The sequence below is a fragment of the Paenibacillus xanthanilyticus genome (genome assembly GCF_042682185.1).
Classification (GTDB): Bacteria; Bacillota; Bacilli; order Paenibacillales; family Paenibacillaceae; genus Paenibacillus_Z; species Paenibacillus_Z xanthanilyticus.
In genome coordinates this window covers 1,851,979-1,878,411 of record NZ_JBHUHA010000001.1, presented here as the reverse complement: position 1 = coordinate 1,878,411, position 26,433 = coordinate 1,851,979, and the positions used below count along the sequence as shown (strand labels likewise).

At 52.5% G+C, this 26,433-nt stretch carries 25 protein-coding genes; 24 read left to right on the top strand and 1 reads right to left on the bottom strand.

Annotated elements, in window-relative coordinates:
* Positions 1-44: 44 nt before the first annotated feature.
* Positions 45-335, bottom strand: a complete 291-nt coding sequence (locus tag ACFSKT_RS07655) for a hypothetical protein (RefSeq protein WP_377722170.1) — start codon at positions 333-335, stop codon at positions 45-47.
* A gap of 451 nt (positions 336-786) precedes the next feature.
* Here ACFSKT_RS07655 and ACFSKT_RS07650 point away from each other — a divergent pair, with 451 nt between their 5' ends.
* From ACFSKT_RS07650 to ACFSKT_RS07535, 24 genes are all read left to right on the top strand, one after another.
* Positions 787-1,044 (top strand): hypothetical protein, encoded by a 258-nt coding sequence (locus ACFSKT_RS07650; RefSeq protein WP_377722169.1) that lies wholly within the window; start codon positions 787-789, stop codon positions 1,042-1,044.
* On the top strand, positions 1,041-1,247 hold the full coding sequence (locus tag ACFSKT_RS07645) for a hypothetical protein (protein WP_377722168.1): 207 nt from the start codon (positions 1,041-1,043) through the stop codon (positions 1,245-1,247). The genes ACFSKT_RS07650 and ACFSKT_RS07645 overlap by 4 nt, the downstream gene beginning before the upstream one ends.
* Positions 1,248-1,466: 219 nt before the next feature.
* Entirely contained in the window at positions 1,467-1,919 is a 453-nt protein-coding gene (locus ACFSKT_RS07640) for a hypothetical protein (RefSeq protein ID WP_377722167.1), read from the top strand.
* Positions 1,920-1,925: 6 nt separating this feature from the next.
* Positions 1,926-2,612: a M23 family metallopeptidase gene (locus ACFSKT_RS07635; RefSeq protein ID WP_377722166.1), complete on the top strand. Its 687-nt coding sequence runs from the start codon at positions 1,926-1,928 to the stop codon at positions 2,610-2,612.
* A complete protein-coding gene (locus ACFSKT_RS07630) occupies positions 2,609-4,933 on the top strand; it encodes a type IV secretory system conjugative DNA transfer family protein (protein ID WP_377722165.1) in 2,325 nt (774 codons plus the stop codon). Before ACFSKT_RS07635 ends, ACFSKT_RS07630 begins: the two co-directional genes overlap by 4 nt.
* Positions 4,934-5,096: 163 nt before the next feature.
* On the top strand, positions 5,097-6,743 hold the full coding sequence (locus tag ACFSKT_RS07625; protein WP_377722164.1) for a recombinase family protein: 1,647 nt from the start codon (positions 5,097-5,099) through the stop codon (positions 6,741-6,743).
* Positions 6,744-7,292: 549 nt separating this feature from the next.
* Positions 7,293-8,453, top strand: a complete 1,161-nt coding sequence (gene sucC, locus ACFSKT_RS07620) for an ADP-forming succinate--CoA ligase subunit beta (RefSeq protein WP_377722163.1) — start codon at positions 7,293-7,295, stop codon at positions 8,451-8,453.
* Between the two features lie 70 nt (positions 8,454-8,523).
* Positions 8,524-9,453, top strand: a complete 930-nt coding sequence (gene sucD, locus ACFSKT_RS07615; protein ID WP_148928165.1) for a succinate--CoA ligase subunit alpha — start codon at positions 8,524-8,526, stop codon at positions 9,451-9,453.
* A gap of 186 nt (positions 9,454-9,639) precedes the next feature.
* Positions 9,640-10,770, top strand: coding sequence for a DNA-processing protein DprA (gene dprA / locus ACFSKT_RS07610; protein WP_377722162.1), 1,131 nt, complete (start codon positions 9,640-9,642; stop codon positions 10,768-10,770).
* A gap of 25 nt (positions 10,771-10,795) precedes the next feature.
* Complete coding sequence (gene topA / locus ACFSKT_RS07605) at positions 10,796-12,898, top strand: type I DNA topoisomerase (RefSeq protein ID WP_377722161.1); 2,103 nt, start codon at positions 10,796-10,798, stop codon at positions 12,896-12,898.
* Positions 12,899-12,939: 41 nt separating this feature from the next.
* Positions 12,940-14,274, top strand: a complete 1,335-nt coding sequence (gene trmFO / locus ACFSKT_RS07600; RefSeq protein WP_377722160.1) for an FADH(2)-oxidizing methylenetetrahydrofolate--tRNA-(uracil(54)-C(5))-methyltransferase TrmFO — start codon at positions 12,940-12,942, stop codon at positions 14,272-14,274.
* A 207-nt stretch (positions 14,275-14,481) separates the two neighbouring features.
* Positions 14,482-15,027 carry an ATP-dependent protease subunit HslV gene (gene hslV, locus ACFSKT_RS07595; RefSeq protein WP_377722159.1) on the top strand — a complete coding sequence of 182 codons (546 nt, stop codon included), beginning with the start codon at positions 14,482-14,484 and terminating at the stop codon, positions 15,025-15,027.
* Positions 15,028-15,062: 35 nt separating this feature from the next.
* Positions 15,063-16,484: an ATP-dependent protease ATPase subunit HslU gene (hslU, locus tag ACFSKT_RS07590; RefSeq protein ID WP_377722158.1), complete on the top strand. Its 1,422-nt coding sequence runs from the start codon at positions 15,063-15,065 to the stop codon at positions 16,482-16,484.
* 32 nt (positions 16,485-16,516) lie between these two features.
* Positions 16,517-17,287: a GTP-sensing pleiotropic transcriptional regulator CodY gene (gene codY / locus ACFSKT_RS07585; RefSeq protein ID WP_377722157.1), complete on the top strand. Its 771-nt coding sequence runs from the start codon at positions 16,517-16,519 to the stop codon at positions 17,285-17,287.
* Positions 17,288-17,534: 247 nt separating this feature from the next.
* Entirely contained in the window at positions 17,535-17,942 is a 408-nt protein-coding gene (gene flgB, locus ACFSKT_RS07580) for a flagellar basal body rod protein FlgB (RefSeq protein ID WP_377722156.1), read from the top strand.
* 3 nt (positions 17,943-17,945) lie between these two features.
* Positions 17,946-18,404: a flagellar basal body rod protein FlgC gene (flgC, locus tag ACFSKT_RS07575; protein ID WP_377722155.1), complete on the top strand. Its 459-nt coding sequence runs from the start codon at positions 17,946-17,948 to the stop codon at positions 18,402-18,404.
* Between the two features lie 40 nt (positions 18,405-18,444).
* On the top strand, positions 18,445-18,750 hold the full coding sequence (gene fliE, locus ACFSKT_RS07570; RefSeq protein ID WP_377722154.1) for a flagellar hook-basal body complex protein FliE: 306 nt from the start codon (positions 18,445-18,447) through the stop codon (positions 18,748-18,750).
* 49 nt (positions 18,751-18,799) lie between these two features.
* A complete protein-coding gene (gene fliF, locus ACFSKT_RS07565; RefSeq protein WP_377722153.1) occupies positions 18,800-20,374 on the top strand; it encodes a flagellar basal-body MS-ring/collar protein FliF in 1,575 nt (524 codons plus the stop codon).
* 11 nt (positions 20,375-20,385) lie between these two features.
* A complete protein-coding gene (gene fliG / locus ACFSKT_RS07560) occupies positions 20,386-21,399 on the top strand; it encodes a flagellar motor switch protein FliG (RefSeq protein ID WP_377722152.1) in 1,014 nt (337 codons plus the stop codon).
* Positions 21,392-22,207 carry a FliH/SctL family protein gene (locus tag ACFSKT_RS07555; RefSeq protein WP_377722856.1) on the top strand — a complete coding sequence of 272 codons (816 nt, stop codon included), beginning with the start codon at positions 21,392-21,394 and terminating at the stop codon, positions 22,205-22,207. Before fliG ends, ACFSKT_RS07555 begins: the two co-directional genes overlap by 8 nt.
* A 1-nt stretch (position 22,208) precedes the next feature.
* Entirely contained in the window at positions 22,209-23,534 is a 1,326-nt protein-coding gene (gene fliI, locus ACFSKT_RS07550) for a flagellar protein export ATPase FliI (protein WP_377722151.1), read from the top strand.
* Positions 23,535-23,543: 9 nt separating this feature from the next.
* Positions 23,544-23,987 (top strand): flagellar export protein FliJ, encoded by a 444-nt coding sequence (gene fliJ, locus ACFSKT_RS07545; RefSeq protein WP_377722150.1) that lies wholly within the window; start codon positions 23,544-23,546, stop codon positions 23,985-23,987.
* Between the two features lie 45 nt (positions 23,988-24,032).
* Positions 24,033-24,968, top strand: a complete 936-nt coding sequence (locus ACFSKT_RS07540) for a magnesium transporter MgtE N-terminal domain-containing protein (RefSeq protein WP_377722149.1) — start codon at positions 24,033-24,035, stop codon at positions 24,966-24,968.
* A 28-nt stretch (positions 24,969-24,996) separates the two neighbouring features.
* The gene (locus tag ACFSKT_RS07535) at positions 24,997-26,433 is read left to right on the top strand and encodes a flagellar hook-length control protein FliK (protein ID WP_377722148.1); all 1,437 of its coding nucleotides are present in this window, start codon (positions 24,997-24,999) and stop codon (positions 26,431-26,433) included.

The window sequence follows — 26,433 nt, the reverse complement described above, 5'->3', positions numbered from 1 at the left end:
AGATAATTCCGCAGGTGGGCCGATTTTTTTATTTACGTTGCTGCTTACGCACGTTCAGACCGGTCTTTGATTGACTGGAGAAGTTTTATAATTTCAGATAGGCCGATGAAGAACAGACCGGCGACTAATGAAGAGAAGCTATAAACAGCAAAGGTTTGGAGATCGAATCGAGTCTCGACACCAGCGCTTTTTGTTAAACCCTCGAGTAATTCACTATCAAAAGACCCTCCAGGTACGAAAACATCCTCACGGCCGAAGTAGAAAGCTAAAGCAACACCGCCGATTATTATCAGCCAACCCAAACCTTTTAGCCAAGTAGATACTGGATTGTTCATAATGTTTCCATCCCCTAAGTCGTTATTACTACGATTGTAATATATACGGGATATTATGGGAACAAGTTTCTATTTAGTAGGCGGCCAAAAGTCCTCAACCTCAAAAACCTTTCCCGATATCTTTCGAACTGCTGCGACTAGTGCTCGCTTTGTAATTAACCTTGTTTCAATTCCTTCCTCATTGCAAATCCTCGATACTGTTGCCTTATTAAGTCCTGACTCGGCGCATATTTCAGATTGTGAAATACCGTTGTCATCCAAAAACGCACCGAATTTACTTCGCGCTTTCCCCAATCCACTCACGTCACTCACCTCGTCCACTCTTACGCTTTATATTAAAGTTTGGACGAGAAATCGTAAATTGATACTAGCCTTTTTGATATAAAGCGTAATTTTGGACGCGCAGCCCCACATAACCTCAAACATACGTAAAACGTTAGGAGATGGCGCGATGAACAAAACGTTATTAAAACAGATGGTTCGCGAAGTATCCGTTCCAACACTGGCGGGCCTGCTCGTTGACTATGCGGAGACAATGACCGAAGAGGACGCAGACATTTCGGAGACACTCAACGCGATTGAAACGATCGTAGCCGAATTACGCAGCCGCACGGCTCCAAAGCCAGAGCGGCGATCGCGGAAGAAAGCGGAAGAACCGCAACCGGAAACTCCGCGTACATTCATCGGTAACGGAGGTGCCGGCGAATGAGTTACGTAAGGAAAGCCGTTTGCTTTAACGTTGACAACAATCATCAGCGCGAGCTATTCGAGTGGGTGACGTCAATGTGCGGAGATAACTTCAGCGGGTACGCCAAGGCGTTGTTTTACGCGGAGATGATCAACGCGAGGAACGCAAATAACCGCCAGGACGGTAGAATCCTGACGGTCAATGAAGGGGAGGACTTACGTTAACTATAAACCACGTGCTCAAAGAAGTATTCGATGCCGCTGATGGCTCCGAAATACAACGCACCAACAACTGCGCCAAGTATCGCCTGCATCGCGCACCCACCTTTCGGTCTTATTATGCGCGATTACTACGTGGGCATACGTAGGCTAAGGCGCTGCGGGCGGGTTACCCTCAGCATATGCGCGGAGTCGCGGGAAAATGCCTGTACGGGAGGGTTTCGTGTGAAATTTCGTTTAACTGCCGATGGAATGGCGGAAGTGGCGACCGTATTTTTTCCGGTAGCTGACGGTACGATATCGCTAGTCGACCGTCTTAAGAGTGTCGCGAAAGCTATCGCCGAACACATCGAACGTAACAAACTCATCTATAAGGTAGGCGCGATTACGTTCGTAGTATTGACGGGATTGGAGGTTCATACGTTTGCAGCCGGTCTCGACGAGGTCATTAAATCCGGTGGGATCGACGAGGGCGCGAGAAAGGCGTACAAAAAACTCGTCAACGTCGGCAAATGGGTCATTATCATAAAAGGCGCGTTCGACGCGATCAGTTCGACGGTGCAGGGCGACTTCATTCAGGCGCGTAAATCGTTCCTCGCGTATCTCCTCGTTTATGTGATTCTGCTCGGACTCCCGTGGGCGTTCGGTCAGATCGAAGTATTATTTGACGGGATGTGAGCGCTTATGGCACCGATGAAATTCCGCATCTCTTCCGAATACGGTGTGCTCGAAGAAATACGCGACGGCCGCACTCACAACGGAATCGATCTCGCCATGCCGCGCGGCACCGAACTTCACTCGATCGCGGCTGGTACGGTGGAGCGCGTAGTTGACTACGGAGATGAACGGTTAGGTAAAGGCTTGTTCATCCGCACGGAGGATGGCGATGTTCATATCTACGGCCATCTTGATCGAATCGCGGTTACGTCAGGCGAGCGGATTGACACCGGCGCGCTTATCGGATTCAGCGGAAACAGCGGACACTCAACTGGGCCGCATCTCCATTTTGCGCTGATGCACGACGGTCAATATGCGGACCCTTCGCCGCTAGTCGGCGCGCTTCAACATTATAGCGGTGAGATAACTGGCCCTTCGTTTCTTGCGATAAAGGGTCCAGCGACTTGGTTCGCCGAAAAGGCGGTCGATCACGCGCAGAGTCATGTTGTCTCCGGAATGAAAGCGCACGTGCTTGATTTCCTGCACGATGCTGCCGGCATAATCGTCGATCTGAGTTACGGAGTAGGACTCCTCACCTGCGCGGTCCTTATCATACTCGGCGCGCTCGGGCTACGCGATGGCTACCGGTGGTCCGGCCTTACTTTCGGTATTTACGCACTCATCCGGCTAGTGCTCGGAGGGATAACCCGATGAAATTTTCGAAAGTTCTCGAGGTTGTGCGCCCTGAGTACGTCTTTCTCCGAATCAAACCGAACAACTCCGTCCGCAATCAATCGACGCACAAAATCGCTCGAGCAATCGGCGCACTTTACCGAAGTATTCTCGCGAACATCAACATCGAGGAGCACCGGATAGTCAGCGCTTTCGGACGTGAATTCGTCATCGGAACGCGATACAAATACACGCTTCCGGCCAAGGTCGGCTACTACATTTATATGGAGCGGAAGAAGGTCGAGTTTTACTTCGTCGTGCCGCGCCAATATCATTCGTATATTGCCGAGAAACTATCCGATGTGTGGGGCGCGGTTACGCTCGAGGAGGTCGACGTGCTTCCGGAGTTCTCCGATCGCGCATCGAAGTATCAGCTCGCGTACGAAAAGGAAGACGCGCTAAGTCTCGCTGTTGACCGCAGAAGTAACGAGCTCCTTCATAGCAATTTGAACGCGGTCGAACTGTTAGAGGACGGCGATAAACTCGGCATCTACTACAACTTCGTTCCGACTTCGCAAATGTCGTGGCGGCATCTGTACCGTGCAACAATCGCGAAGGTTAATCGCAGGCTACCGGTTGAGCGGAATAAACTCGGATTTGCTTACGTATTGAAATTCGCGGTATCATCGCTCGACATATTGTTCCGCGAGATTGCGGAGGCACTTGGCGGGGAAAAGAAGCGCGACGATAACGGTATCCTCGAGAACTTGATCGAGCGCCTCAACGGAGCGCGCCGGATCAGCGAATCGACCGCGAAGAAGGCGACGTCCGTGATTATCGATACGCAAATCGTCGTGCTCGCGGAGAGCGTTGATACTATACGGCAACGTAATGCGGCGCGTAGCCTGGCGCAATCGTTTGATACAGTAACGGAAGATAACCGGCTATCATTCCGTCCGCACCGTCGCACCTTTCGCTTTACCGACCGCGACATACGGACTGAGCGGAATAAGGTCGGCGATCAAGAGGCGCAGAATTTTATCGCGTTGGCGGGCCGCGATGTGCTCGAACGCTACAACTTTATTGAACGGGTAGAGACGCAGGAGACGGAGGTTCCCGAAGATTTGACGCGCGGGGTCATGTGTATCGGCGAGAACGTGTATCGCGGAAACGTGCAGCGAGCGTTCCTTTCGTCCGACCGCGAGTTTCAGAACCTTACGCTCGTGCTCATCGGTCCGACACGCGCCGGCAAGTCGACGTTGATCGCGAACCTGTGCCGCGACGCCATTAGCGCGGGAGAATGCGCGATTCTTTTCGATTACGTCGGTCAATGCGAACTCAGTCGCGAAGTGGCCGCGGTCCTGCCGTCAGATAAAGTGCTAAACGTTGATTGCAGCGATTTCCGAACGATGCAAGGACTCGGCTACAACGAAGTCGGGACGTCAACTGATCCGTTTGAAGGGTACGATAACGCGAAGAAGCAGACGACGCAGCTACTCACGCTGGTCAATTCGATTAACGCGGAGGAAACGAAGTTGTCAGCGAAAATGCAACGGTATCTCGTGAGCGCGGCGCTGGTTACGTTCATATCCGGCGGAAGCATTCGCAACGTGTTCAATTGCCTGCAGGATCACGAAGTACGCGCACGTCTGATCCGACTGGTCCCGAAAGCACAGGCGGAGAATTTGCGGAAATATGTGCGTTGGCTTGGCGAGATCGACGATTGCGATAAGAGCGGCGCGGTTGTAGGTACGAAAGATACGTACGTAGTCGGCATTATCGACCGGTTGAATCAGCTTGAGCAGAACGCGTACATGGAAAAGATGCTCGATAAGGATACGCGCGGCAACATCGATTTGGTCGCGGAGATGCAGCGTAACCAACTCATTTGCATACGAATGCCGTCCGACATGTTCGGAACCGATGCGGAGCGCGACGTGTACACGACGTATTGGTCGACGAAGATATGGCTCGCGCTGCAGATGCGGAGCAAGAAATACGGTGGCGACCGGAGCAAATTTACGAAGGTGAACCTCGTTGTCGACGAACTGTACCAGGTCGCGCATACGGAACAGTTCATGCGGTCGAAACTCAGTCAGTACGCCAAGTTCGGACTGAAGCCGATTATAAGCGCGCACTATCTGAATCAGATCCGCCACATACGCGATGAGCTCCGATCGGCGAACGCATCATACATGTTGATTAGCGGCTGCGACAAGAAGAATTACGACGAGTTGAAGAGCGAGCTGAGTCCGTATACCGAGGAGGATTTATTGCGGTTGCCGCGTTTCCATTCGCTTAACCTCGTGAAGAGTGCGGGAGGGTATGCGCGGTTCATTACGAAGCTTCCTGCGCCGGTATAACGCGCTTCGGTTGATTATCTAGCCCTCGTAATTACGGAGGGCTCTTCTTTCGTCCGAACGTATGTTTGACTATCGCGGACTTCCGAAGGTATAATTAATCCAACGAATTTCCCGAAAATTAGACATGCTTTATTAATAACGTTAGAAGGAGCGCTTATTATATATGGAAAGGATACCCGTTGCTGCATACTGTCGTGTTTCAACTGACAGTGATGACCAGCTTAATTCATTAGATTATCAATCATCTTACTTTAAGGATTTCTGCCATAAGAGTGTGTCATATGATCTTTTTAAGGTTTACGCGGACGAGGGGCTTTCGGGCACGGCATGGTCAAAGCGCGTCGAATTTCAAGCTATGTTATACGATGCTGGGCTAGATATTTCGGAGTACCGCGGCGAATTGACACTCCGGGACTCTGATCGAAAGGCAAAATTCACACGCATTCTAGTGAAAGACGTAAGTAGATGGGCACGCGACGTAGGTGCATTAGATGTATTGAAACGTTTAAAACAGCGTGGCGTTTTTGTGGACTTTATTACGGCAAACTTATCAACAGAGTCAATGTCAGATGACATTTTAGTTGGGCTAATGATGTTGCTTGCGGAGTCAGATTCGAAAGATAAGTCAGTAAAAACGATATTTGGATTAGCAGAAGGAGCTAGACGGGGGCGCATTCAAACAGCGGACAAGTTCTTTGGATATCGATACATCAAAGAAACAAATGATCTAGAGATAGTGCCAGAGGAAGCGGAGATAGTAAGAAGGATTTTTGAATTGTACAGTAACGGAGAAGGCTATAGAAACATTACGAAAACACTTACCGAGGAAGGAAAGTTTACTCGATCTGGTAAGCCTTTTGGACAAAGCACCTTATCGCGAATGTTGAGTAATCATGCTTACATGGGAACACTGGTGCGAAATAAGTTTGACGCACCTCGAATTTTTAGCGGTAAGAAATCTGCTACCCTCAGAGACCCGTCGGAGTGGATTCTCCATCCAGGGCGAATTCCTGCTATCGTCAGCCCTGAAGTTTTTGAACGGGCACAGGAAGCGAGAGCGGCGAAGGTTAACTATACTAGTAGGGTCGGATTAAAACCAACGAGGTCAAAATACGCCGGTACGATTATTTGTGGAAAATGCGGTAGCTCTTACATTAGAAATCGCGAGGTAAGTAGTCGCGGTGGCCGAACTTATTTTGTCTGCGTCAAAAAAAAGCGGGAAGGTATCGGGTTTTGCGATTCCGAAAACATTGATGAAAAGACGCTTGATCTAATCGTTGAGCAAGTATGCGCCGCAGATATCTCTGGTTGGATGAAGGGGTACGCTGATGAAGCCGCCGGAATGATACAACTAGGAATGATCGACCCGTTAACACGCAGATTGGACAAGCAGTCACAGGAATTAATTGATGATAAACGCTTGGAGTTGGCGAAAGCCGAGGAGCGCAAGAAAAGGATAGCGGAGCTTTATGTTCTAGGCAACTTTGATTCAGGCCAGCTTTTAACCATGACAGAAGAGGTAGACCTCATAATAAGTGCACTACAGGATGAGATCCGGGAACTGTCACGTACGAACGAAGACATACTAATGGAAATATCCGAGTATACGGAACTGGCTGCGCGAATACGGATGGAGACAGCTCAAGGGAATGCGGCTGATTTCATTCAGACATTGAACGTTCAAGGGAAACGAAAGGTGCTCGTTACTTTAAGCTTTACCGAGCTAATTAGGAAGCATCTACGGGCGCATCAGTTTGAGAAGTTCAATTGGCTCGATCGGCATGTGGCGGGCAAGATATATGAGGTTTAGTGTCGGGATTTTGTAACACAAGACGTTGACTTGCGGTAGGCCGCTGGCGATATCCGCTTCTACCGCGATAATTTTGCCCTCAATTCCGTATACGCTCGCGCCACTAATCGCGACAAACACAAAAAGCACCTCCATCGATTCGGATGAAGGTGCTTCCTCACTAATCCGTTCCACATTTGCTACCCTCATCATAGAGGGCATTTCACCACGTGTCAATCGGCGTCGATTCCCGTTTGTCGTGGAGGGGTACTTCGACAGGCAGGCGAATGTGCCGACTTGGCAAACCGCTCATAAACTAACAAACGAACGGCCATACTACGCTGTGGCTGGCTCACATCTAAGGCTGAGCAACCAATGGATTCATCATCATGCGCCTATCTTGAGCAGGATGCTTCTATCATCTCATTTTGAGATGAAATCCATATCAAAATAACGCGGTTTTTCTACACAGAAAATAAGGTAATAGCTGACGGATGTATGTTACAATAGTGAAGGTTTTTTGTGTGTACATACGTAGTATTTTGACTGCGGATAGGAGGATTTTCGTCAATGAATATCCATGAGTATCAAGGCAAAGAAGTGCTTAAGCAGTATGGTGTAGTCGTACCTGAAGGCAAAGTCGCGTTCACGGTGGACGAAGCGGTGGCGGCGGCGGAAGCGCTGGGCACCCAAGTCGTTGTCGTGAAAGCACAAATCCATGCAGGCGGCCGCGGTAAAGCGGGCGGCGTTAAAGTTGCGAAAAACTTGGACGAGGTACGCGCATACGCATCCGAAATTCTCGGCAAGACGCTTGTTACGCACCAAACGGGACCTGAAGGCAAAGAAGTTAAGCGCTTGCTTATCGAGCAAGGCTGTGACATTAAGAAAGAATACTACGTGGGCGTAGTCGTGGACCGCGGTACCGGCCGCGTCGTTATGATGGCGTCCGAAGAGGGCGGCACGGAGATCGAAGAAGTTGCCGCGCACACGCCGGAGAAAATTTTCAAAGAAGTAATCGACCCAGCTGTCGGCCTCCAGCCGTTCCAAGCGAAGAAGCTGGCGTTCGCCATCAATATCCCGAACGAGCTCGTCAACAAAGCGGCGAACTTCATGATTGCGCTGTACACGGCGTTCGTGGAGAAGGACTGCTCGATCGCGGAAATCAACCCGCTCGTCGTGACTGGCGACGGCAACGTTATGGCGCTTGACGCCAAATTGAACTTCGACTCCAACGCGCTGTACCGTCACAAGGACATCCAAGCGCTGCGCGACCTGGATGAAGAGGATGCGAAGGAAATCGAAGCGTCCAAATATGATCTGAGCTACATCGCGCTCGACGGCAACATCGGCTGTATGGTTAACGGCGCCGGTCTTGCAATGGCGACGATGGATATCATCAAATACTATGGCGGCGACCCTGCCAACTTCCTCGACGTAGGGGGCGGCGCTACCAAAGAGAAAGTTACCGAAGCATTCAAAATCATTCTCTCCGACGATAAAGTCAAAGGGATCTTCGTCAACATCTTCGGCGGCATCATGCAGTGCGATATTATCGCGGAAGGCGTTATCGCCGCTGCCAGAGAGCTCGGTCTTGACCGTCCGCTCGTCGTTCGCCTCGAAGGCACGAACGTGGAACTCGGCAAGAAGCTGCTGAACGAATCCGGACTGAATATCGTCGCGGCTGAATCCATGTCCGACGGTGCGCAGAAGATCGTCGAGCTCGTGAAGTAATACCTTACTTGCAGCCGCGAGCCGCTTGCGCCGCGGCATATGAATTCATATAGGGGATGTGAGTCTCGAAATGAGTATCTTGGTTGACAAAAATACAAAAGTCATCACGCAAGGCATTACGGGCAAAACAGCGTTGTTCCACGCCAAAGGCGCGCTCGATTACGGCACGCAAATGGTTGGCGGCACTTCGCCGGGCAAAGGCGGTACTACCGTCGATATCAAGCTGGAGAACGGCGAGACGAAATCGCTGCCAGTATTCAACACGGTTGTTGAAGCCGTAGCTGCTACTGGCGCAACCGCGTCGGTTATCTACGTACCGCCGGCGTTCGCGGCAGATGCAATTTTGGAAGCGGTAGACGCGCAGCTGGACCTCGTGATCTGCATCACGGAAGGCATTCCGGTTCTGGACATGGTGAAAGTCTCCCGTTACATGGAAGGCAAGAAAACCCGTCTGATCGGTCCTAACTGCCCAGGCGTCATCACGCCAGGCGAGTGCAAAATCGGCATTATGCCGGGATACATCCACACGAAAGGCCATGTCGGCGTCGTATCCCGCAGCGGAACGCTTACGTACGAAGCGGTTCATCAGCTGACAACCCGCGGCATCGGCCAGTCGTCCGCGGTCGGTATCGGCGGCGACCCGGTTAAAGGCTCCGAGTTCATCGACATTCTGAGCATGTTCAACGACGATCCGAACACGTACGCGGTCATCATGATCGGCGAAATCGGCGGATCGGCGGAAGAAGAAGCGGCAGAGTGGGTCAAAGCAAATATGAAGAAGCCGGTTGTCGGCTTCATCGGCGGCGCGACGGCGCCTCCGGGCAAACGCATGGGTCACGCCGGCGCGATCATCTCCGGCGGCAAAGGGACGGCGGCCGAGAAAATCGCGACGCTGGAAGCATGCGGCATCAAAGTAGCGCCTACGCCATCGGATATGGGATCGACGCTCGTTTCCGTTCTCGAAGAGCAAGGCCTGCTCGAAAAATGTAAAACTCACTAATTATAGCTTAGCTAAAGGTAAGCAACCTTTCGAATTTCCGTATTTTCGGAAATGAAAGGTTGCTTTTTTTATTTTTTTCAGAAAATAACGATCTTATCGAAGGTTGCGGCTTGCAATCTGTTTCCTGGTCAAGCACAATAGGGTAAGGATGCGGGTCCGCCCTTCGGAGAAGGGACGGATGTATTAATGAAGCAAAATAATCAATCGCTTATGGAGGCTATCGTCATTGTCCTCCATGAAACGACAGGCATTGGCTGGCAGACGATTCGGAAGGTGGTCCAGCACGGCGCTTGGAACCAATACGCCGAGTACGGCCCAACTGATTGGCAGCACCAATTCGGGATGAAGCCCGAGCAGGCTAGCGCGGCTGTCGCCGCCTTGCGTCGGGTAGCAGAGGAGAATCCAAAGGAGGCTGCCCGAAGGCGAGGCATCGCGCTTCTCACTCCATTCCAGGAGGCGTATCCGAAGCTGCTGCGGCATATTCCTCAGCCGCCGTGGGTGCTGTACGCGATGGGAAGAACCGATCTCTTGGAAGGACCCGGCATTGCGATCGTAGGCACGCGCGGACCGACTGCTTATGGGCGAAGAACAGCGCTGGATTTATCGAAAGCGTTGGCATCGAGAGGACTGACAGTCGTTAGCGGAATGGCCCGAGGGATCGACGCTTATGCGCATGAGGGAGCGATCGGCGAGGCGGGATCGACAATTGCCGTTCTCGGAACACCGGTGGACGTGGTTTATCCGCCGCAAAATCGAGGTTTATATGCTGAATTGACGGAGCGCGGGCTTGTATTGTCCGAAGTACCGCCCGGCACACCCTTTCATCCTGGCCATTTTCCGCTTCGCAACCGGATAATCGCAGGCATGTCCGTAGGGACGTTGGTCATCGAGGCGGCCGAACGCAGCGGTTCACTCATTACAGCTACACAGGCGCTCGACATGTCCCGAGATGTATTTGCGGTTCCGGGGCCGATTTCATCACCCAAGAGCGCCGGCACGAACCGGCTTATTCGTGAATGCGGGGCCAAGCTTGTCACCGAAGCGGCACATATTATCGAAGAATTTCCATGGATGGATATCCTGCATGCGCAATCGGCCAAGCACCGTCCAGATAGGCAAGCCGAATCGTCGCCGCAGGCGGACATGAGCGTCGAGGAAGCGAATATTTACCGGCTGCTGCAGGATCAAGCCAGGACGACGGACGAGCTTCATGAGGCTTCGGGCTATCCTTTTGGACTTTTGCACGCGATTCTGATAAATTTAACTATAAAACGGAAGATTGAACAGCATCCCGGTTCATTATACAGCGTTACATAGCGATTAACGGAGAGGAGGGCGCATTATGGCAGCAGATTCGCTCGTCATTGTCGAGTCGCCGGCTAAAGCCAAGACGATCGGCAAATACCTTGGGAGCAAGTTCATCGTCAAGGCTTCCATGGGTCATATTCGCGATTTGCCCAAGAGTCAGATCGGCGTTGAAATCGAGAACGATTTCAACCCTAAATATATCACCATTCGCGGTAAAGGCAGCGTTCTCAAGGAATTGAAGGATGCAAGCAAGAAAGTGAAAAAAGTCTATCTCGCAGCTGACCCCGATCGCGAAGGCGAGGCGATCGCATGGCACTTAGCCCACTATTTGGAGCTGAACGAGAAAGATCAATGCCGCGTCGTATTCAACGAAATTACGAAGCAGGCCGTCAAAGACGCTTTCAAGACCCCGCGTCCGATCAATATGGATTTGGTGAACGCGCAGCAGGCGCGGCGCATTCTTGACCGCCTTGTCGGTTATAAGATCAGCCCGCTTTTGTGGAAGAAAGTGAAGAAGGGCCTGTCTGCCGGCCGCGTGCAGTCGGTTGCGGTCAAGTTGATTATTGATCGAGAGAACGAGATCGACGCGTTCGTCCCCGAGGAGTATTGGACCATTACGGCGCAGCTCAAGCACGGTAACTCCTCGTTCGAAGCGAAATTTTATGGCATGAATGGCGAGAAGCGGGAGCTCGGCAGCGAACAAGATGTGCAGGAAGTGCTCGCCGCGATGGGGACAGGCACATTCCAAGTCACCGACGTACGGGAGAAGGAACGCCTTCGTAATCCGGCTCCGCCGTTCATTACAAGCTCATTGCAGCAAGAGGCAGCTAGGAAGCTGGGCTTCCGGGCATCCAAGACGATGTCGGTCGCGCAGCAGCTTTATGAGGGCGTGGATCTCGGCAAGGAAGGCACGGTCGGTCTGATCACGTATATGCGTACAGACTCGACCCGAATCTCGCCGGTCGCGCAGGAGGAAGCAAAGGGGTACATCGAAGAGAAATACGGCGCTTCGTTCGTTCCCGAGCAGCCTAGAGTCTACACGAAGAAGAACAGCAATGCGCAGGATGCGCACGAAGCCATTCGTCCGACGTCGGTGCTTCGCGATCCGGAATCGGTGAAGGAATTTTTGAGCCGTGATCAGTTCCGGTTATACAAATTGGTGTGGGAACGGTTCGTCGCCAGCCAGATGGCTTCGGCCGTTCTGGATACGATGACGGTCGATCTAGCGGTAGGCTCCGCTACGTTCCGCGCCGCAGGGTCGAAAGTCAAATTCCACGGCTTCATGAAGATCTACGTGGAAGGCAACGATGACGGCACGACCGAGGAGGAGAAATTCCTGCCGCCGCTCGCCGTCGGTAATGAAGCGACCTCAGAGGCGATCGATCCGAAGCAGCATTTTACCCAACCACCTCCGCGTTACACGGAAGCCAGGTTGGTTCGCACGATGGAAGAGGTGGGTATCGGACGTCCGAGTACATACGCCCCAACGCTGGAGACGATTCAGAAACGCGGCTACGTCGCGATCGAGGAGAAGAAATTCGTGCCGACGGAGCTCGGCGAGCTGGTCATCCAGCTGATGGAGGAGTTTTTCCCCGAGATTCTGGACGCCGAATTTACGGCTCATATGGAAGGCGATCTCGACCATGTCGAGGAGGGAACCGAGAATTGGGTTCGCGTGCTCGGCCAATTTTACGAATCGTTCGAGAAGCGCCTGGAAGTGGCCGAGGACGAGATGAAAGAAATTGAGATCCAAGACGAAATTTCCGACGAGACATGCGAGAAGTGCGGCAAACATATGGTGTACAAGATGGGTCGATTTGGGAAGTTCCTTGCCTGTTCGGGATTTCCGGACTGCCGGAACACGAAGCCGATCGTAAAGGATATCGGCGTCGAATGTCCGAAGTGCCACGAGGGCAAGATCATCGAGCGTCGCAGCAAGAAGGGGCGCATTTTCTACGGATGCGATCAATATCCGGGCTGCGATTACGTCTCCTGGGATAAACCGGTTAGCAAACCGTGCCCATCCTGCGGAGGACCGATGGTGGAGAAGCGCAATCGCAGCGGTGCTAAACACGTATGTACGCAATGTGATTTCTCCGAGGAATTGATGGAAGAGGCAGATCAGGCAGAAGGATGACGGATGCCTGGTTTTGCCTAGAAGAAAGGTAGGTACATGTTTTGTCAGAACAGCAGCAACGAGTAACCGTAATTGGCGCGGGTTTGGCGGGAAGCGAAGCGGCATGGCAAATTGCTTCCCAAGGCGTTCCCGTGACGTTATATGAAATGCGCCCGGAGACCAAAACTCCTGCGCATCATACGAATAATTTCGCCGAATTGGTATGCAGCAACAGTCTTCGTGCGAACGGGCTGCAGAACGCGGTAGGCGTACTGAAAGAAGAAATGCGCCGCATGCAGTCGCTTATCATGGATTGCGCGGACCGTAACGCGGTGCCGGCGGGCGGTGCGCTGGCCGTGGATCGGGATGGTTTCTCCGGAGATGTCACGCGATTGTTGAAGGAACATCCGCTTGTCGACGTGCGCACCGAAGAAGTGAAGCGGATTCCGGAAGACGGAATCGTCGTCATCGCGACGGGGCCGCTCACGGCGGATAGCCTCTCGAAGGAAATTCAAGCTTTGCTAGGCGAGGAATACTTCTATTTCTATGATGCAGCCGCGCCAATCGTCGAGAAGGATTCGATCGATATGTCCAAGGTGTATCTGGCATCCAGATACGACAAGGGCGAGGCGGCATACTTGAATTGCCCGATGACGGAAGAGGAATTCAACGTCTTTTACGATGCGATCATTACGGCCGAGACAGCCGCGCTCAAGGAGTTTGAGAAGGAGCAGTATTTCGAGGGCTGCATGCCGATCGAGGTCATGATGCGCCGGGGCAAACAAACTGCGCTGTTCGGTCCGATGAAACCGGTTGGCCTGATTAATCCGCACACCGGCAAATTGCCTTACGCGGTCGTTCAACTTCGCCAAGATAACGCAGCCGGCACGCTCTATAATCTCGTCGGGTTCCAAACTCATCTAAAGTGGGGCGAGCAAAAACGCGTCTTCTCGCTGATACCGGGATTAGAGCAGGCCGAATTTGTCCGTTTCGGCGTTATGCACCGCAATACGTTCATCAATTCGCCAAAATTGCTCAAGCCGACGTATCAATTCGCTCGCCGGGAAAACTTGTTCTTTGCCGGTCAAATGACGGGCGTGGAAGGCTATGTCGAATCCGCGGCATCCGGCCTGATTGCCGGATTGAATGCGGGACGTCTGGCGCGTGGGCTTGATCCGATCGTCCTGCCGGAAGACACGACACTCGGCAGCATGGCCCACTATATAACAACGGCAGATTTTAAACACTTCCAGCCGATGAACGCGAATTTTGGTTTGTTCCCGCCGCTGGAGAAGCGCATTAAAGGAAAGAAAGAAAAGAACGAAGCCATTGCAGGACGTGCATTAGACCGGCTGGCGCATTTCCAGGCAGCGGAATTGGAAGGCAATCGGGTATAAAGCCGAAGTTACAAGATAGTCGTTAGACATTGGATTATCCGAATGATTCGATCTAGGCGTGGGCAGCGGTAGTTTATACGATTAATCGCAGCGGGAACCGGTATGCCGGCCGCTGTTTCCTTTTTTGACAATCGAACATTAGCATGTCATATTGACATCGTCTTCATAGATGAATGGATTCTATAAGCCGGGATGGGGGCAAAGCCAATGGAAATGCAGTTTCATGCAACGACGATCTGCGCGATAAGGCACAATGGGCAAGGCGCGATCGCCGGGGACGGTCAGGTTACGTTCGGCAACAGCATGGTCATGAAACATCAAGCCAAAAAGGTGCGCCGTTTGTATCGCGGCCAAGTTGTCGCAGGCTTTGCGGGCTCGGTTGCGGATGCCATTTCGTTGTTCGAGAAATTCGAAGGCAAGCTGGAGGAGCATCACGGCAACTTGCAGCGAGCCGCTGTCGAGCTTGCGAAAGATTGGCGCTCGGATCGGATTCTCCGCAAATTGGAAGCAATGATGATCGTCATGGATAAGAGCGGCATGCTTCTGATCTCCGGTGGCGGCGAAATTATCGAGCCGGATGACGGCGTGCTTGCGATCGGATCTGGCGGCAGCTTTGCATTGGCCGCGGCGCGCGCGCTCAAGGGTCATGCGACGAATATGGAAGCGAAGGATATGGCACGGGCCGCACTGGAGATCGCGGCGGACATTTGCGTATTTACCAACCGGAACATCGTCGTGGAAGAGCTGGAGTAATCGGTCGGACACTACTCGGGCGGAGGGATAATCGAATGGGAAATGAAGCATTAACGCCGCGTCAAATCGTCGCAGAGTTGGATAAATATATCATTGGTCAAAAATCGGCCAAACGTTCGGTGGCGGTCGCGCTGCGCAACCGCTATCGCCGCAGCCGACTAGATGAGGCTTTGCGGGACGAGATCGTGCCGAAAAATATTTTGATGATCGGACCGACCGGCGTAGGGAAAACTGAAATCGCGCGCAGACTCGCTAAGCTCGTGAATGCGCCGTTCGTCAAAGTGGAGGCGACGAAGTTTACCGAGGTCGGTTATGTGGGCCGCGACGTGGAGTCAATGGTTCGCGACTTGGTGGAAACGGCAATTCGCATGGTGAAAGCCGAGAAAACCGAACAGGTACGCGACCGTGCCGAGAAACAAGCCAATGAGCGGATCGTCAACCTGCTCGTGCCATCGGCCGTGAAGCCGAAGAGCGGGAAAAACCCGCTCGAAATGCTGTTTGGCGGACAATCCGGCAAAGAGGAAGCGGACGATTTCAATTCGCAGGAGAACGATCCTTCCATTCTGGATCGGCGCAGATCGGTCAAGGAACAGCTCGAGGCGGGCAAACTCGAGAATCAGACCATCGAGATCGACGTCGAAGATACGACGCCGTCGATGCTTGACATGCTGTCCGGTCAAGGCGGCATGGGCGATGCCGGTGGCATGGGCGGCATGAACATGCAGGAACTGTTCGGCCAGCTAATGCCCAAGCGGACCAAGAAGCGCAAGCTGCCAATTAAGGAAGCGCGCAAAGTATTGACGCAAGACGAAGCGAACAAACTAATCAATATGGACGACGTGATTTCGGAATCGATCGTTCGGGCCGAGCAAAGCGGCATTATTTTTATAGACGAAATCGACAAAATCGCAAGTCCCTCCCGGGGCTCCGGTCCTGACGTTTCGCGCGAAGGCGTGCAGCGTGACATTTTGCCGATCGTGGAAGGCTCAACTGTCGTGACGAAATACGGTTCGGTCAAAACGGATTATATTTTATTCATTGCGGCAGGAGCGTTCCATGTTGCGAAACCGTCGGATTTGATACCGGAACTGCAGGGACGATTCCCGATCCGGGTGGAACTGACGAGTCTTAGCATGGAGGATTTTATCCGGATTTTAACGGAACCGAAGAACGCGCTGACGAAGCAATATACGGCGCTTCTCGAGACCGAGGGGATCGAGATCGACTTTTCGGAAGACGCGATCAAGGAATTGGCGACGATTGCTTCCGACGTGAACACGAATACCGAGAATATCGGCGCGCGTAGGCTGCATACCATTTTGGAGAAACTGCTCGAAGATTTATCGTTCGAAGCACCGGAACTATCGCTTGAACGCCTAACAATTACACCGGAATATGTGAGGGAAAAGTTAGGGAATATTGCGAAAAATCGCGATTTGAGTCAATATATTTTATAAGAGGTACGGACAGGATCGTAGGAGGCTTACAAATGATTTTACTTGCAAAAACAAGAACGCTAAACCGGCTGCTGCAGCGGGCGGCCGGAGGAGCGCTCAATTTCCGGGAGATGGCGGAGGTGCTGTGCACAACGATACAAGCAGACGTCTTTGTGGTCAGCCGGAGAGGAAAGGTGCTGGGCTGCGCGGCTGTAGGTCCGTTTCAGCACGAACAGCTGAGAGCCATCCCGGCCGATGAGCTTCGTTTCCCAGTCGAGAGCAACGATCGGTTTATGCTCATGCAGGAGACGGTGACGAATGTTACGCCGGATGAAGGAATTCGCGACTCGTTCCCGGCAATGGCAGGAGCGGAGAAAATGACCGTCGTGCCGATCGTTGGCGGACGCGACCGTTTAGGCACGCTCGTCCTGCTCCGCAATGCCGAGCCTTTCGGGGATGATGATCTCATTTTGGCGGAATACGGATCAACCATCGTCGGGATGGAAATTTTGCGCGAGCGCGCGGAAGAAATCGAGCAAGAAGCCAGAAGTCGTGCCGTCGTGGCGGTTGCGGTCGGTTCGTTGTCATTCAGCGAGCAGGAAGCGGTCGAACATATTTTCGACGAATTGGACGGGAAGGAAGGTCTGCTCGTCGCTTCCAAAATCGCCGACCGCGTCGGCATTACCCGGTCGGTTATCGTGAACGCGCTTCGCAAGCTGGAAAGTGCCGGCGTAATTGAGACGCGCTCCCTTGGGATGAAAGGAACCTATATCAAAATCCTTAACCCGCAGCTCATACTCGAACTCAAGAAGAATAAGGAATAACAGTTTCTTAACAGAATACTAACAGCATTTTCAAACACCTAAAGTCCTATCTGACTAAAAGATAGGGCTTTTTTCTTATTGTATTCTAGGTCCGAAAAATAGAATATTAGTTTGTCGATCTTAATCGACACGACAAGCAGGATATCCATACATTCTTTTGTCGAACAAAGAAGGAATGTCGGACAATCTGTTGAATATCTACAGAAGACATCGTGAAAACAGGATGAAAACGAGGGGGTATATCAGAATGAGCCTCTTAAATGGAGCGCACTTCAACCGGCTGGAAGGCGCCATTAGCGCCTCGGAATTGCGTCAACGCGTCATTTCGAACAACGTGGCCAATGCGGATACGCCGAAATTCAAGCGTTCGGATGTCCTTTTTGAAGAGACACTACAACAATCCATGGGAGCTTCGGCCGAACTGGCAGGGCGCCTTACGAATAAGAAGCATATTCCGATCGGCAGCGGCGGAGCGAAACCTCAAGCGAAAGTCATGACCGACGAATCGACGATTATGAACAACAACGAGAACAACGTCGATATCGATCGCGAGATGACATTGCTTGCCAAGAATCAGTTGAACTACAACTTTTATATTCAGCAATTGAACCATGACGTGAAAATGATGCGGACCGGCATCGATGGGAGGGCTTAATAGATGAGAATCACGAATGGCTTCGATGTAAGTGCTTCCGCCTTGACCGCGCAGCGGCTGCGGATGGATGTTATTTCATCCAATATTGCCAATGCTGAGACAACGCGCGCTAAATTTGTGAATGGACAGTATGTTCCGTATGCACGTAAGATGGTTGTACTCGAGCCCACGACGCCATCGTTCGCGGATGTGCTAAGCGGCAAGATGAACGGAACGGCATCTTCGAAATCGGCGGGCGTTAAAGTCACGAAGATTATCGAAGACCAAACGCCATTCAAGCAAGTCTACGATCCAACGAACCCGGATGCCGACCCTAACGGCTACGTGCAAATGCCGAACGTCGACATCGCCAAGGAAATGGTCGACATGATCACGGCTTCCCGTTCTTATGAGGCGAACGTTACCGCGCTCAACACGACGAAAGCGATGTTTTCGAAAGCGCTGGAAATCGGCCGGGCTTAATCGATAAAGGAACAATCGACTATCAAATGGAGGGATCACATTGATTCAGAAAACGACGTTTAATCCTTTGACGACGATCCAATCCGCACAGAATACGGCCATGAAGGACAAAACGCCGGCAGAAATGACGCAGTCGTTCGGCGATTTCCTGCAAAACGCCTTAAATAGCGTTCAGAGCCAAGAGAAGAACGTTCAGGTATTAACGGATAAATATATGGTTGGACAAGCGGATATCTCGCAAGTTATGATTGCATCGTCCCAAGCGGAACTGAGTTTGCAGCTAACTTCACAAGTCCGTAATAAGGTTGTTGAAGCTTACCAAGAGATCATGCGGATGCAGTTGTAATAGATCGTCTTACGACGTTTCGACAACTACGAATAAGTGAGGTGAAGTCGTGAACGAAACTATCAACCAGTATAGGTCTAAAGTCGCGCAGTTGTGGACGGGGATGGGCAAAAAACAAAAGGTGATGCTCGGCGCGACTGCAGGTGTTATGATCATCACCGTCGTGCTTCTTACGATGGTGTTCTCCAAGACCGAATACGAGCTCGCATTTCAGGATTTGGATTCGACGGACGCTGCGGCGGTCATGAGCTATTTGGATTCGAATAGCATTCCATACGAACTGGCCAACAGCGGTCAGAACATCCTCGTTCCTGCGGCGAACGCCGAGAAGGTAAAGGTTGAAGCGGGTTCGCAAGGTCTTGTTCAGAATGGTTCGATCGGCTTTGAGTCCTTCGCCTCAGGATCGACGCCATTTGGTTCGACAGACCGAGAGTTCGATGTCAAATACCGCAGCGCACTTAACGGCGAAATTCAGCGTCTCCTAAACGGCATGAACGGCGTACAAAAGTCCAACGTGCTGATCACGCTGCCGGAAGAGAGCGCGTTTCTTTCGACGGAAGATGCGGAACCCGCATCCGCTTCGATCATGATTACGTTCAAACCGGGTTACCGCCCGACGCAAAAAGAAGTAGACGGCTATTATAATCTCGTTAAAACTTCGGTCCCAAAGCTTGCGATTGAGAACATTACGATTTCCAGCGCGGAAGGCGAGTTGACCGCTTCTAATACTAGCGGCGCAGATAGCTCGACAACGGTCGAGAGCCACTTCCAAATCCAGAAAAAGTACGAAGGCGAAGTTAAACGCAGCATTCAGCAAACGCTTGGCCCGATCGTCGGGCTGGATAATATGGTCGTGAACGTTTCGAGCTCCTTTAACTTCGACAAAAAGAAAACGGACGAGCAGCTGGTTCAGCCGCTTGAGAATAATAATAACAACGGCATTATCGTAAGCGAAGCAACGAACTCGTCGTCTTCGACGGGCACGAGCGGATCCGGCGGCGTAGCCGGCACAGGCTCGACAGATGTCCCGGGGTATCAAGCGACGACGGGCGGCGACTCCAGCAGTTCGGAAGAGAACAGCCGTACGACGAACTATGAGTTCAACCGGATCAATAACCAGATCGAATCTGCTCCATATGTGATTAAAGACCTCTCCATCAGCGTAGCGGTGGACAAGTCTAAGCTTGGCGAAGACGCAAAAACGTACGTGAATGACTTCTTATCCTCCCTTGTTCGTGCTCAATTGCGCGAATCGGGGCAGAATGTAGACGACGACGCGATTATCGCGAAGAAAATTTCGATCAGCGGTCTAACGTTCCTGGCATCGGACGATGCTTCCGAGACATCCGGGATCTCGATGACGATGGCAATCGGCATCGGCGCAGCAGCGCTTGTGATTATTGGCGCGCTCGGACTCATGCTCGTGAAACGCCGTCGCAAGCAGGCAGCGGAGCAGCAAATGCTCGCGGAAGAAGTCCTTACGCCGCACAAAATCGACTATGCTACGATGGATTTGGAGTTGGCGGGCAACGACAATCAGATGCGCAAGCAGCTTGAGACCTTGGCTAAAAACAAACCTGAAGAGTTTGTTAACCTTCTCCGTACATGGCTTGCTGACGAATAGGAGGAATGCAAATGGCTAAAGTCGCGCAAGGTTACAGTGGTCGCCAGAAGGCGGCCATCCTTCTTATCTCATTAGGCCCGGAAGTGTCCGCACAGGTGTTCAAACATCTGCGCGAAGAAGAGATCGAACAGCTTACGCTGGAAATTGCGAATGTACGCAAAGTCGATAGCGAAGATAAAGACACGATCTTGAGCGAGTTCCATCAGATCTGCATGGCGCAAGAATATATTTCGCAAGGCGGTATCACGTATGCGAAAGAAATTCTCGAGAAAGCGCTCGGCGAGTCGAAGGCGCTCGAAGTGATCAATCGTTTGACGGCAACGCTGCAAGTGCGCCCGTTCGACTTTGCGCGCAAAGCCGACGCGAGCCAAATCCTCAACTTTATTCAGAACGAGAACGCGCAGACGATCGCTTTGGTGCTCTCGTATTTGGGCGCCGACCAATCGGCCGCGATCTTATCTTCCTTGCCGCAGGAGAAGCAGGCGGAAGTCGCAAGGCGTATCGCGCTGATGGACAGCACGTCGCCTGAAGTAATTGCGCACGTTGAACGCATCCTGGAGCAGAAGCTGTCTTCGACGGTGACGCAGGACTACACGAGCGCCGGCGGTATCGAGTCGATCGTTCAGATCCTCAACGGCGTCGACCGCGGTACGGAGCGCACGATTCTCGACGCGCTCGAGATTCAAGATCCAGAACTGGCCGAGGAGATCAAGAAGCGCATGTTCGTGTTCGAGGATATCGTCAACATCGACAACCGTGCGATTCAGCGCATCATTCGGGATATCGAGAACGCCGACCTTCAGCTTGCGCTTAAAGTGGCGAGCGAAGAAGTGCGCGAGGCCATCTTCCGTAACATGTCCAAACGGATGGCCGAAACATTCAAGGAAGAAATGGAGTTCATGGGTCCAGTGCGGCTGCGTGACGTTGAAGAAGCTCAAACTCGCATCGTAGCGACAATCCGTCGACTTGAAGAGTCGGGTGAGATCATTATCGCACGTGGCGGAGGAGATGATATCATTGTCTAGCCTTCATAAATCTACCCATGTCGTATCTATAGACGATCTGAAACGACTGGAAGTTTTCCGCAACTATTATGCTAATACCCAGTCCGGGGAAGATCGAAACACCCCGGCTGGACCGGATCCGGAAACTATTTCGCTGCGTGACCAGATTATCCAGGATGCCGAGAACTTTGCAAAGCAGCGAATGGAAGAAACGACAGCCGAAATTCAGGCGATGATGGACGAAGCGAATGCCGCCATCGAACAATGGTGGCAGGAGCGCCGAGAACTCGATCTGCAGCACTTCGAACAAATGCGCAGCGAAGGGTACCAGACCGGCTATAACGAGGGACGTGCGGAAGCCGAACAAGAGATTCGTCAGCAGTGGGAAGCGTCCCTCGCCGAAGCGAAGACGATCCTTGAAGGCGCCTACCGGATGAAGGAAGAAATCATCCAAGAAGCAGAGCCGTTTCTAGTGGAACTTAGCACCTCCATTGCCGAGAAAATCATCGGCAAGCAGTTGGCCATGTCGCCGGAATGGACGATCGAGCAAGTCACGAAGGCTCTTGCCAGAAGACGTGAACAAGGCGTCATCACGTTATGCGTATCGCCTACGCAGCTTAATTTTATCCAAGCCGCCCGCGAAGAGCTTCACTTGGCGATCGATTCGCAAGCCGAGCTCCAAATTGTGCCGGACGTAACGGTAAAAGACGGTGGTTGCGTGATTCGCTCCGCCTTTGGTAGTATTGATGCCCGGATAGATACACAGTTGTCCGAGATCAAACGCGAGCTGATGCAGCTAGCGCTTCAGCCAGGCGAAGAGGGGGCATAACATGGCCACGCTAAAGCTGGATCCGATGAAATATATCGAACACATGCGTCCGATTGATCCCGTACGGGTGAACGGCAAAGTTACGCAGGTTATCGGTTTGACGGTTGAGTCGGAAGGTCCGGATGCAAGCATTGGCGATGTGTGCTATATCTACCCGACGAAAACATCCAAGCCGCTTAAAGCGGAAGTCGTCGGCTTCCGTGATAATAAATTGATTCTAATGCCGCTCGGCGAGCTGGCCTCCATCGGACCGGGGTGCGACGTCGTCGGCACCGGCAAACCGCTTACCGTGCAGGTCGGCTCCGAACTGTTGGGCAAAGTGCTTGACGGCTTGGGACAGCCGCTGGATGGTTCGATGCTCCCGGGCAGAATGCCGCATTATTCGACACATAACGAGCCAAGCAACCCGTTGGCTCGCCCACGAGTCAAAACGCCGTTAACGGTCGGCGTGAGAGCCATCGACGGCCTGCTTACCGTCGGCCAAGGACAGCGTATCGGTATCTTCGCAGGTTCTGGCGTCGGCAAGAGTACGCTCTTGGGCATGATTGCTAGAAACACTTCAGCCGATGTGAACGTTATAGCTCTTGTAGGCGAACGCGGACGCGAGGTACTCGAGTTCGTCGAGAAGGATTTAGGCCCTGAAGGTCTGGCTCGCTCGGTCGTGATCGTCGCGACATCGGATCAGCCGGCGCTGATTCGGATGAAAGGCGCCTTGATTGCGACAAGCATCGCAGAATATTTCCGAGATCGCGGTTTGAACGTGATGCTTATGATGGACTCGGTTACCCGTTATGCCCAAGCGCTTCGAGAAGTTGGTCTTGCGATCGGCGAGCCGCCGGCGACGCGCGGTTACACGCCATCCGTATTCGCGAATTTGCCGAAGCTGCTCGAGCGCGCCGGGACAGGTCCGAGAGGTTCGATTACGGCGTTCTACACTGTGCTTGTAGACGGTGACGATATGAACGAACCGATTGCCGACGCGGTGCGGGGCATTTTGGACGGTCACATCGTACTAAGCCGGGCAATCGCCCATAAGGGGCATTACCCGGCGATTGACGTGCTCCAATCCATCAGCCGTGTCATGAAAGAAATCGTGCCGGAAGAGCAGCAGGATGCGGCTAATGAGCTGAAGCGACTACTCGCTACTTATAAAGATTCGGAAGACCTCATTAATATCGGGGCGTACCAACGAGGTTCAAATACAGAAATTGATCGCGCGATCGATCGGATCGCCACAATCAACGCTTTCACCCGTCAAAAAACGACGGAGAAAGTAAGCTACGAAGAAGCCGTGCATGCGCTGTTAAGTGAATTCGAACGGAGCTGATCGTAAGGGATGGCCAAGTTTAAGTATGCCTATCAAAAAATCGTCGACTTGAAGGCGAGCGAGAAATCGCAAGCCGAGTCGGTATTGTCCGCCGCAATCGGCAAGCTGCAGGCCGAAGAAGCCTCGCTAAGCGAATTGATTGCAGAGCGTAGCTCTTGGATGGACAGGCTGCAGGAGGCCGCAAGCGGAGGCACGTCGCTCTCCGAGCTGCTCGACATGCAACGGTACGTCGAGTATATTGATTCCCGCATCATGCACAAGCAAGCCGACATTCGCAAAGCGCAGCGCGAAGTCGAGCTGAGCCGTTCGAAGCTGACGGAGAAGATGCAAGACGAGAAAGTATGGCTTAAGGCCAAGGATAAAGCCCTGCATCAATATCGCGCGGTCATGATGCTGCAGGAACAGAACGAGCTGGACGAGATCGCAACGGTTCGCTACGTTGCGCCGGCTTAACCCAGATAACAACAGAGCGCTTAAAGACCGGAGGAGGGGTATTTCGTGCCAGAATTGGAAGCGGAGAAGGGATACAGCGGGTTCGAGCGGTTCATGTTTTTCGTTACCCCGATCCTGTTTACCATCGTACTGCTCGGCGTGCTGCTCACGTTGTTTAACTTCGACCTGAGGAACAAGGTGCTGACCGTTGGCGACTCCATCCCGTTTCTGAATGAAGTGCTGCCAGATCCGGTTACGGAAAACGTAGTTTCGGCGGGGGATGGCGAGAACGGGGATGCGGCTGCGGCAGCTAAAGCGGTTGAGGAACAAAACGCGGTGATCACTCAGCTCAAGCAGCAGTTGTCAGCCAAGGAGAAGGCGCTGCAAGAGGCGACGGGCCAGCAGACCGCCAAGGACAAGCAAATCAGTGACCTTCAGAGTCAAGTGCAGCAGCTCAGCGCGCAGAAGGAAGAGAACGATACGTCGAAACTGAGCGACGAAGAATATGCGGCGAAAATCAAAGCGCTGGCCGATACGTACGCCAAGATGTCGCCTAGTAAAGCGGCTCCTATTATGGAAGCGATGGAGCTTGACGAAGCGGTGCTCGTCTTGAACTCGATGCGGACGGACGACCAAGCGAAGGTGCTCGAGAAGATGACGCCGAAGACGGCCGCGGAAGCGACCGTGAAGCTGAAGGACATCAAGAGCGCGAAAGACCAGCAAATCGCGGCGCTTCAAGCCCGCATTAATAAGAAAACGACGACGACGGAAGAACCGTCTTCCTCGCTCAGCACGACGCAGTTGAAAGATACGTTTACGAATATGCCCGCGGCCAGCGCCGCCGAGCTTCTGATCAAAATGTCGGAGGTGAGCCCAAGCAAAGTGTTACGGATCCTAAATGCGGTTGACAGCTCAGCACGTTCGTCGATTTTGTCGGAAATGTCTTCGTTAAATGAAGGAATTACAGCGCAGCTTGTTTCTAAGCTGATGACCGGTAAATAATTCATTTGAAAGGAGGTGAACAACAAAAATGCCTATGACAACTATGATGCCGATGGCGGCGGTGCAGCCAGCACCTACGGCCAATACGCAGCCTTCTTCTACCAATAAGTCTTCCATGTCGGACAAAGGCGCCTCAGGCGACTTTAGCAAGAAACTCGACCAAACCATGAAGAACGCAAACGGTAAACCGGACGTCGATCAAAACAAGGCCGACCCGTTAAATAATACCGAAACGCAAGCCAGCGAATCGGAAGCTGCGGCCAAAACACAAGGGGCAGAAAACGCGGATAGCACGTCGGAAACAAAGGGAACACAGACGTTAAGCGAAAATCCGACCGCCGAAGAGCTTGCCGCATTCGTCGAAAGCTTGCTGGCACAGCTTGGCGAAAGGAATGCTGCTGACCAAGATGAACCAGTGACACCCGAAGATATGACCCGTATACTCGGTGACATGGACAACTTGCTGGCCATGCTCGAATCGATTCCACAACTTCAGCAAGCGATCATCCAATCACAGCAGACTCAGGCTGTTGACGTGGCGGTCGGAGCGACCGGCGAAGAGACGGCAATCGGTACGCTGCAAGGCATGTTGAAGGAGCTTCAGGCCGTTATTCAACAAGACAAGACAGGCATCATTAGCAAAGAGCAAATGGCGGCGATCACAAAGCAAGTTAAAGCAGTAGATCAAGCGGTAAACGGCAGCAATGCAGCGCCAGCCATCCAGAGCGGAAACGCAGACGCGGCAACGTACGCGAGTGCTTCGGCACCGTCTTCCCACTTGAATCGCATGGGAGCGCAGCTTCTTCATGCTAGCGTATTGACGACGGTCGTGCCGACAGAAGAGGCGGCGTCGACCGAAACGGCTGTTACCGCTCAAACGCAGGAGACGACAAGCGCAGAGGGTACGATCGTGCCAATCGCGGTAACGCCGCAGGACAATCAGCCGCGACTAGACCCGACAGGTAAGCTCATCATGCCACAGCCGGTTCCAGCTGAGAAGTTTGCGGAGACAATGAAAGACATGTTGGTAAATCAGTTTAACGTAAAGACGAAAGATGGCCTATCCGAAGCGACCATTTCCTTGGCTCCAGCCCATTTGGGTCAGGTAGATATTCGGATCGCGGTGCAAAACGGACAGTTAACGGCGGTGTTCGTAGCCGAATCGGCAGCCGCGAAAGATATGCTGGAGAATCAAATAGCCCAGCTGCGCAGCCAGCTGCAGACGCAAGGACTGCAAGTCGAACGTCTGGAAGTGACGCAAAGCTCGAACGCCTTCGAGTCGAACATGTTCCATAGCGGACAAGGTAAAGGTGCTCGTAATCAGCATTCCACCAAACAGGGTAGTTCTAACCGGGATGCGATCAATGAAATAAACGGCTTCAACCCCGAAGCGGAGCAAGCGGCCGTAGAACAAGCAGTTACCCGAACTTTGGGCTTTGGCAGAGAGATCAACACGACAGTATAA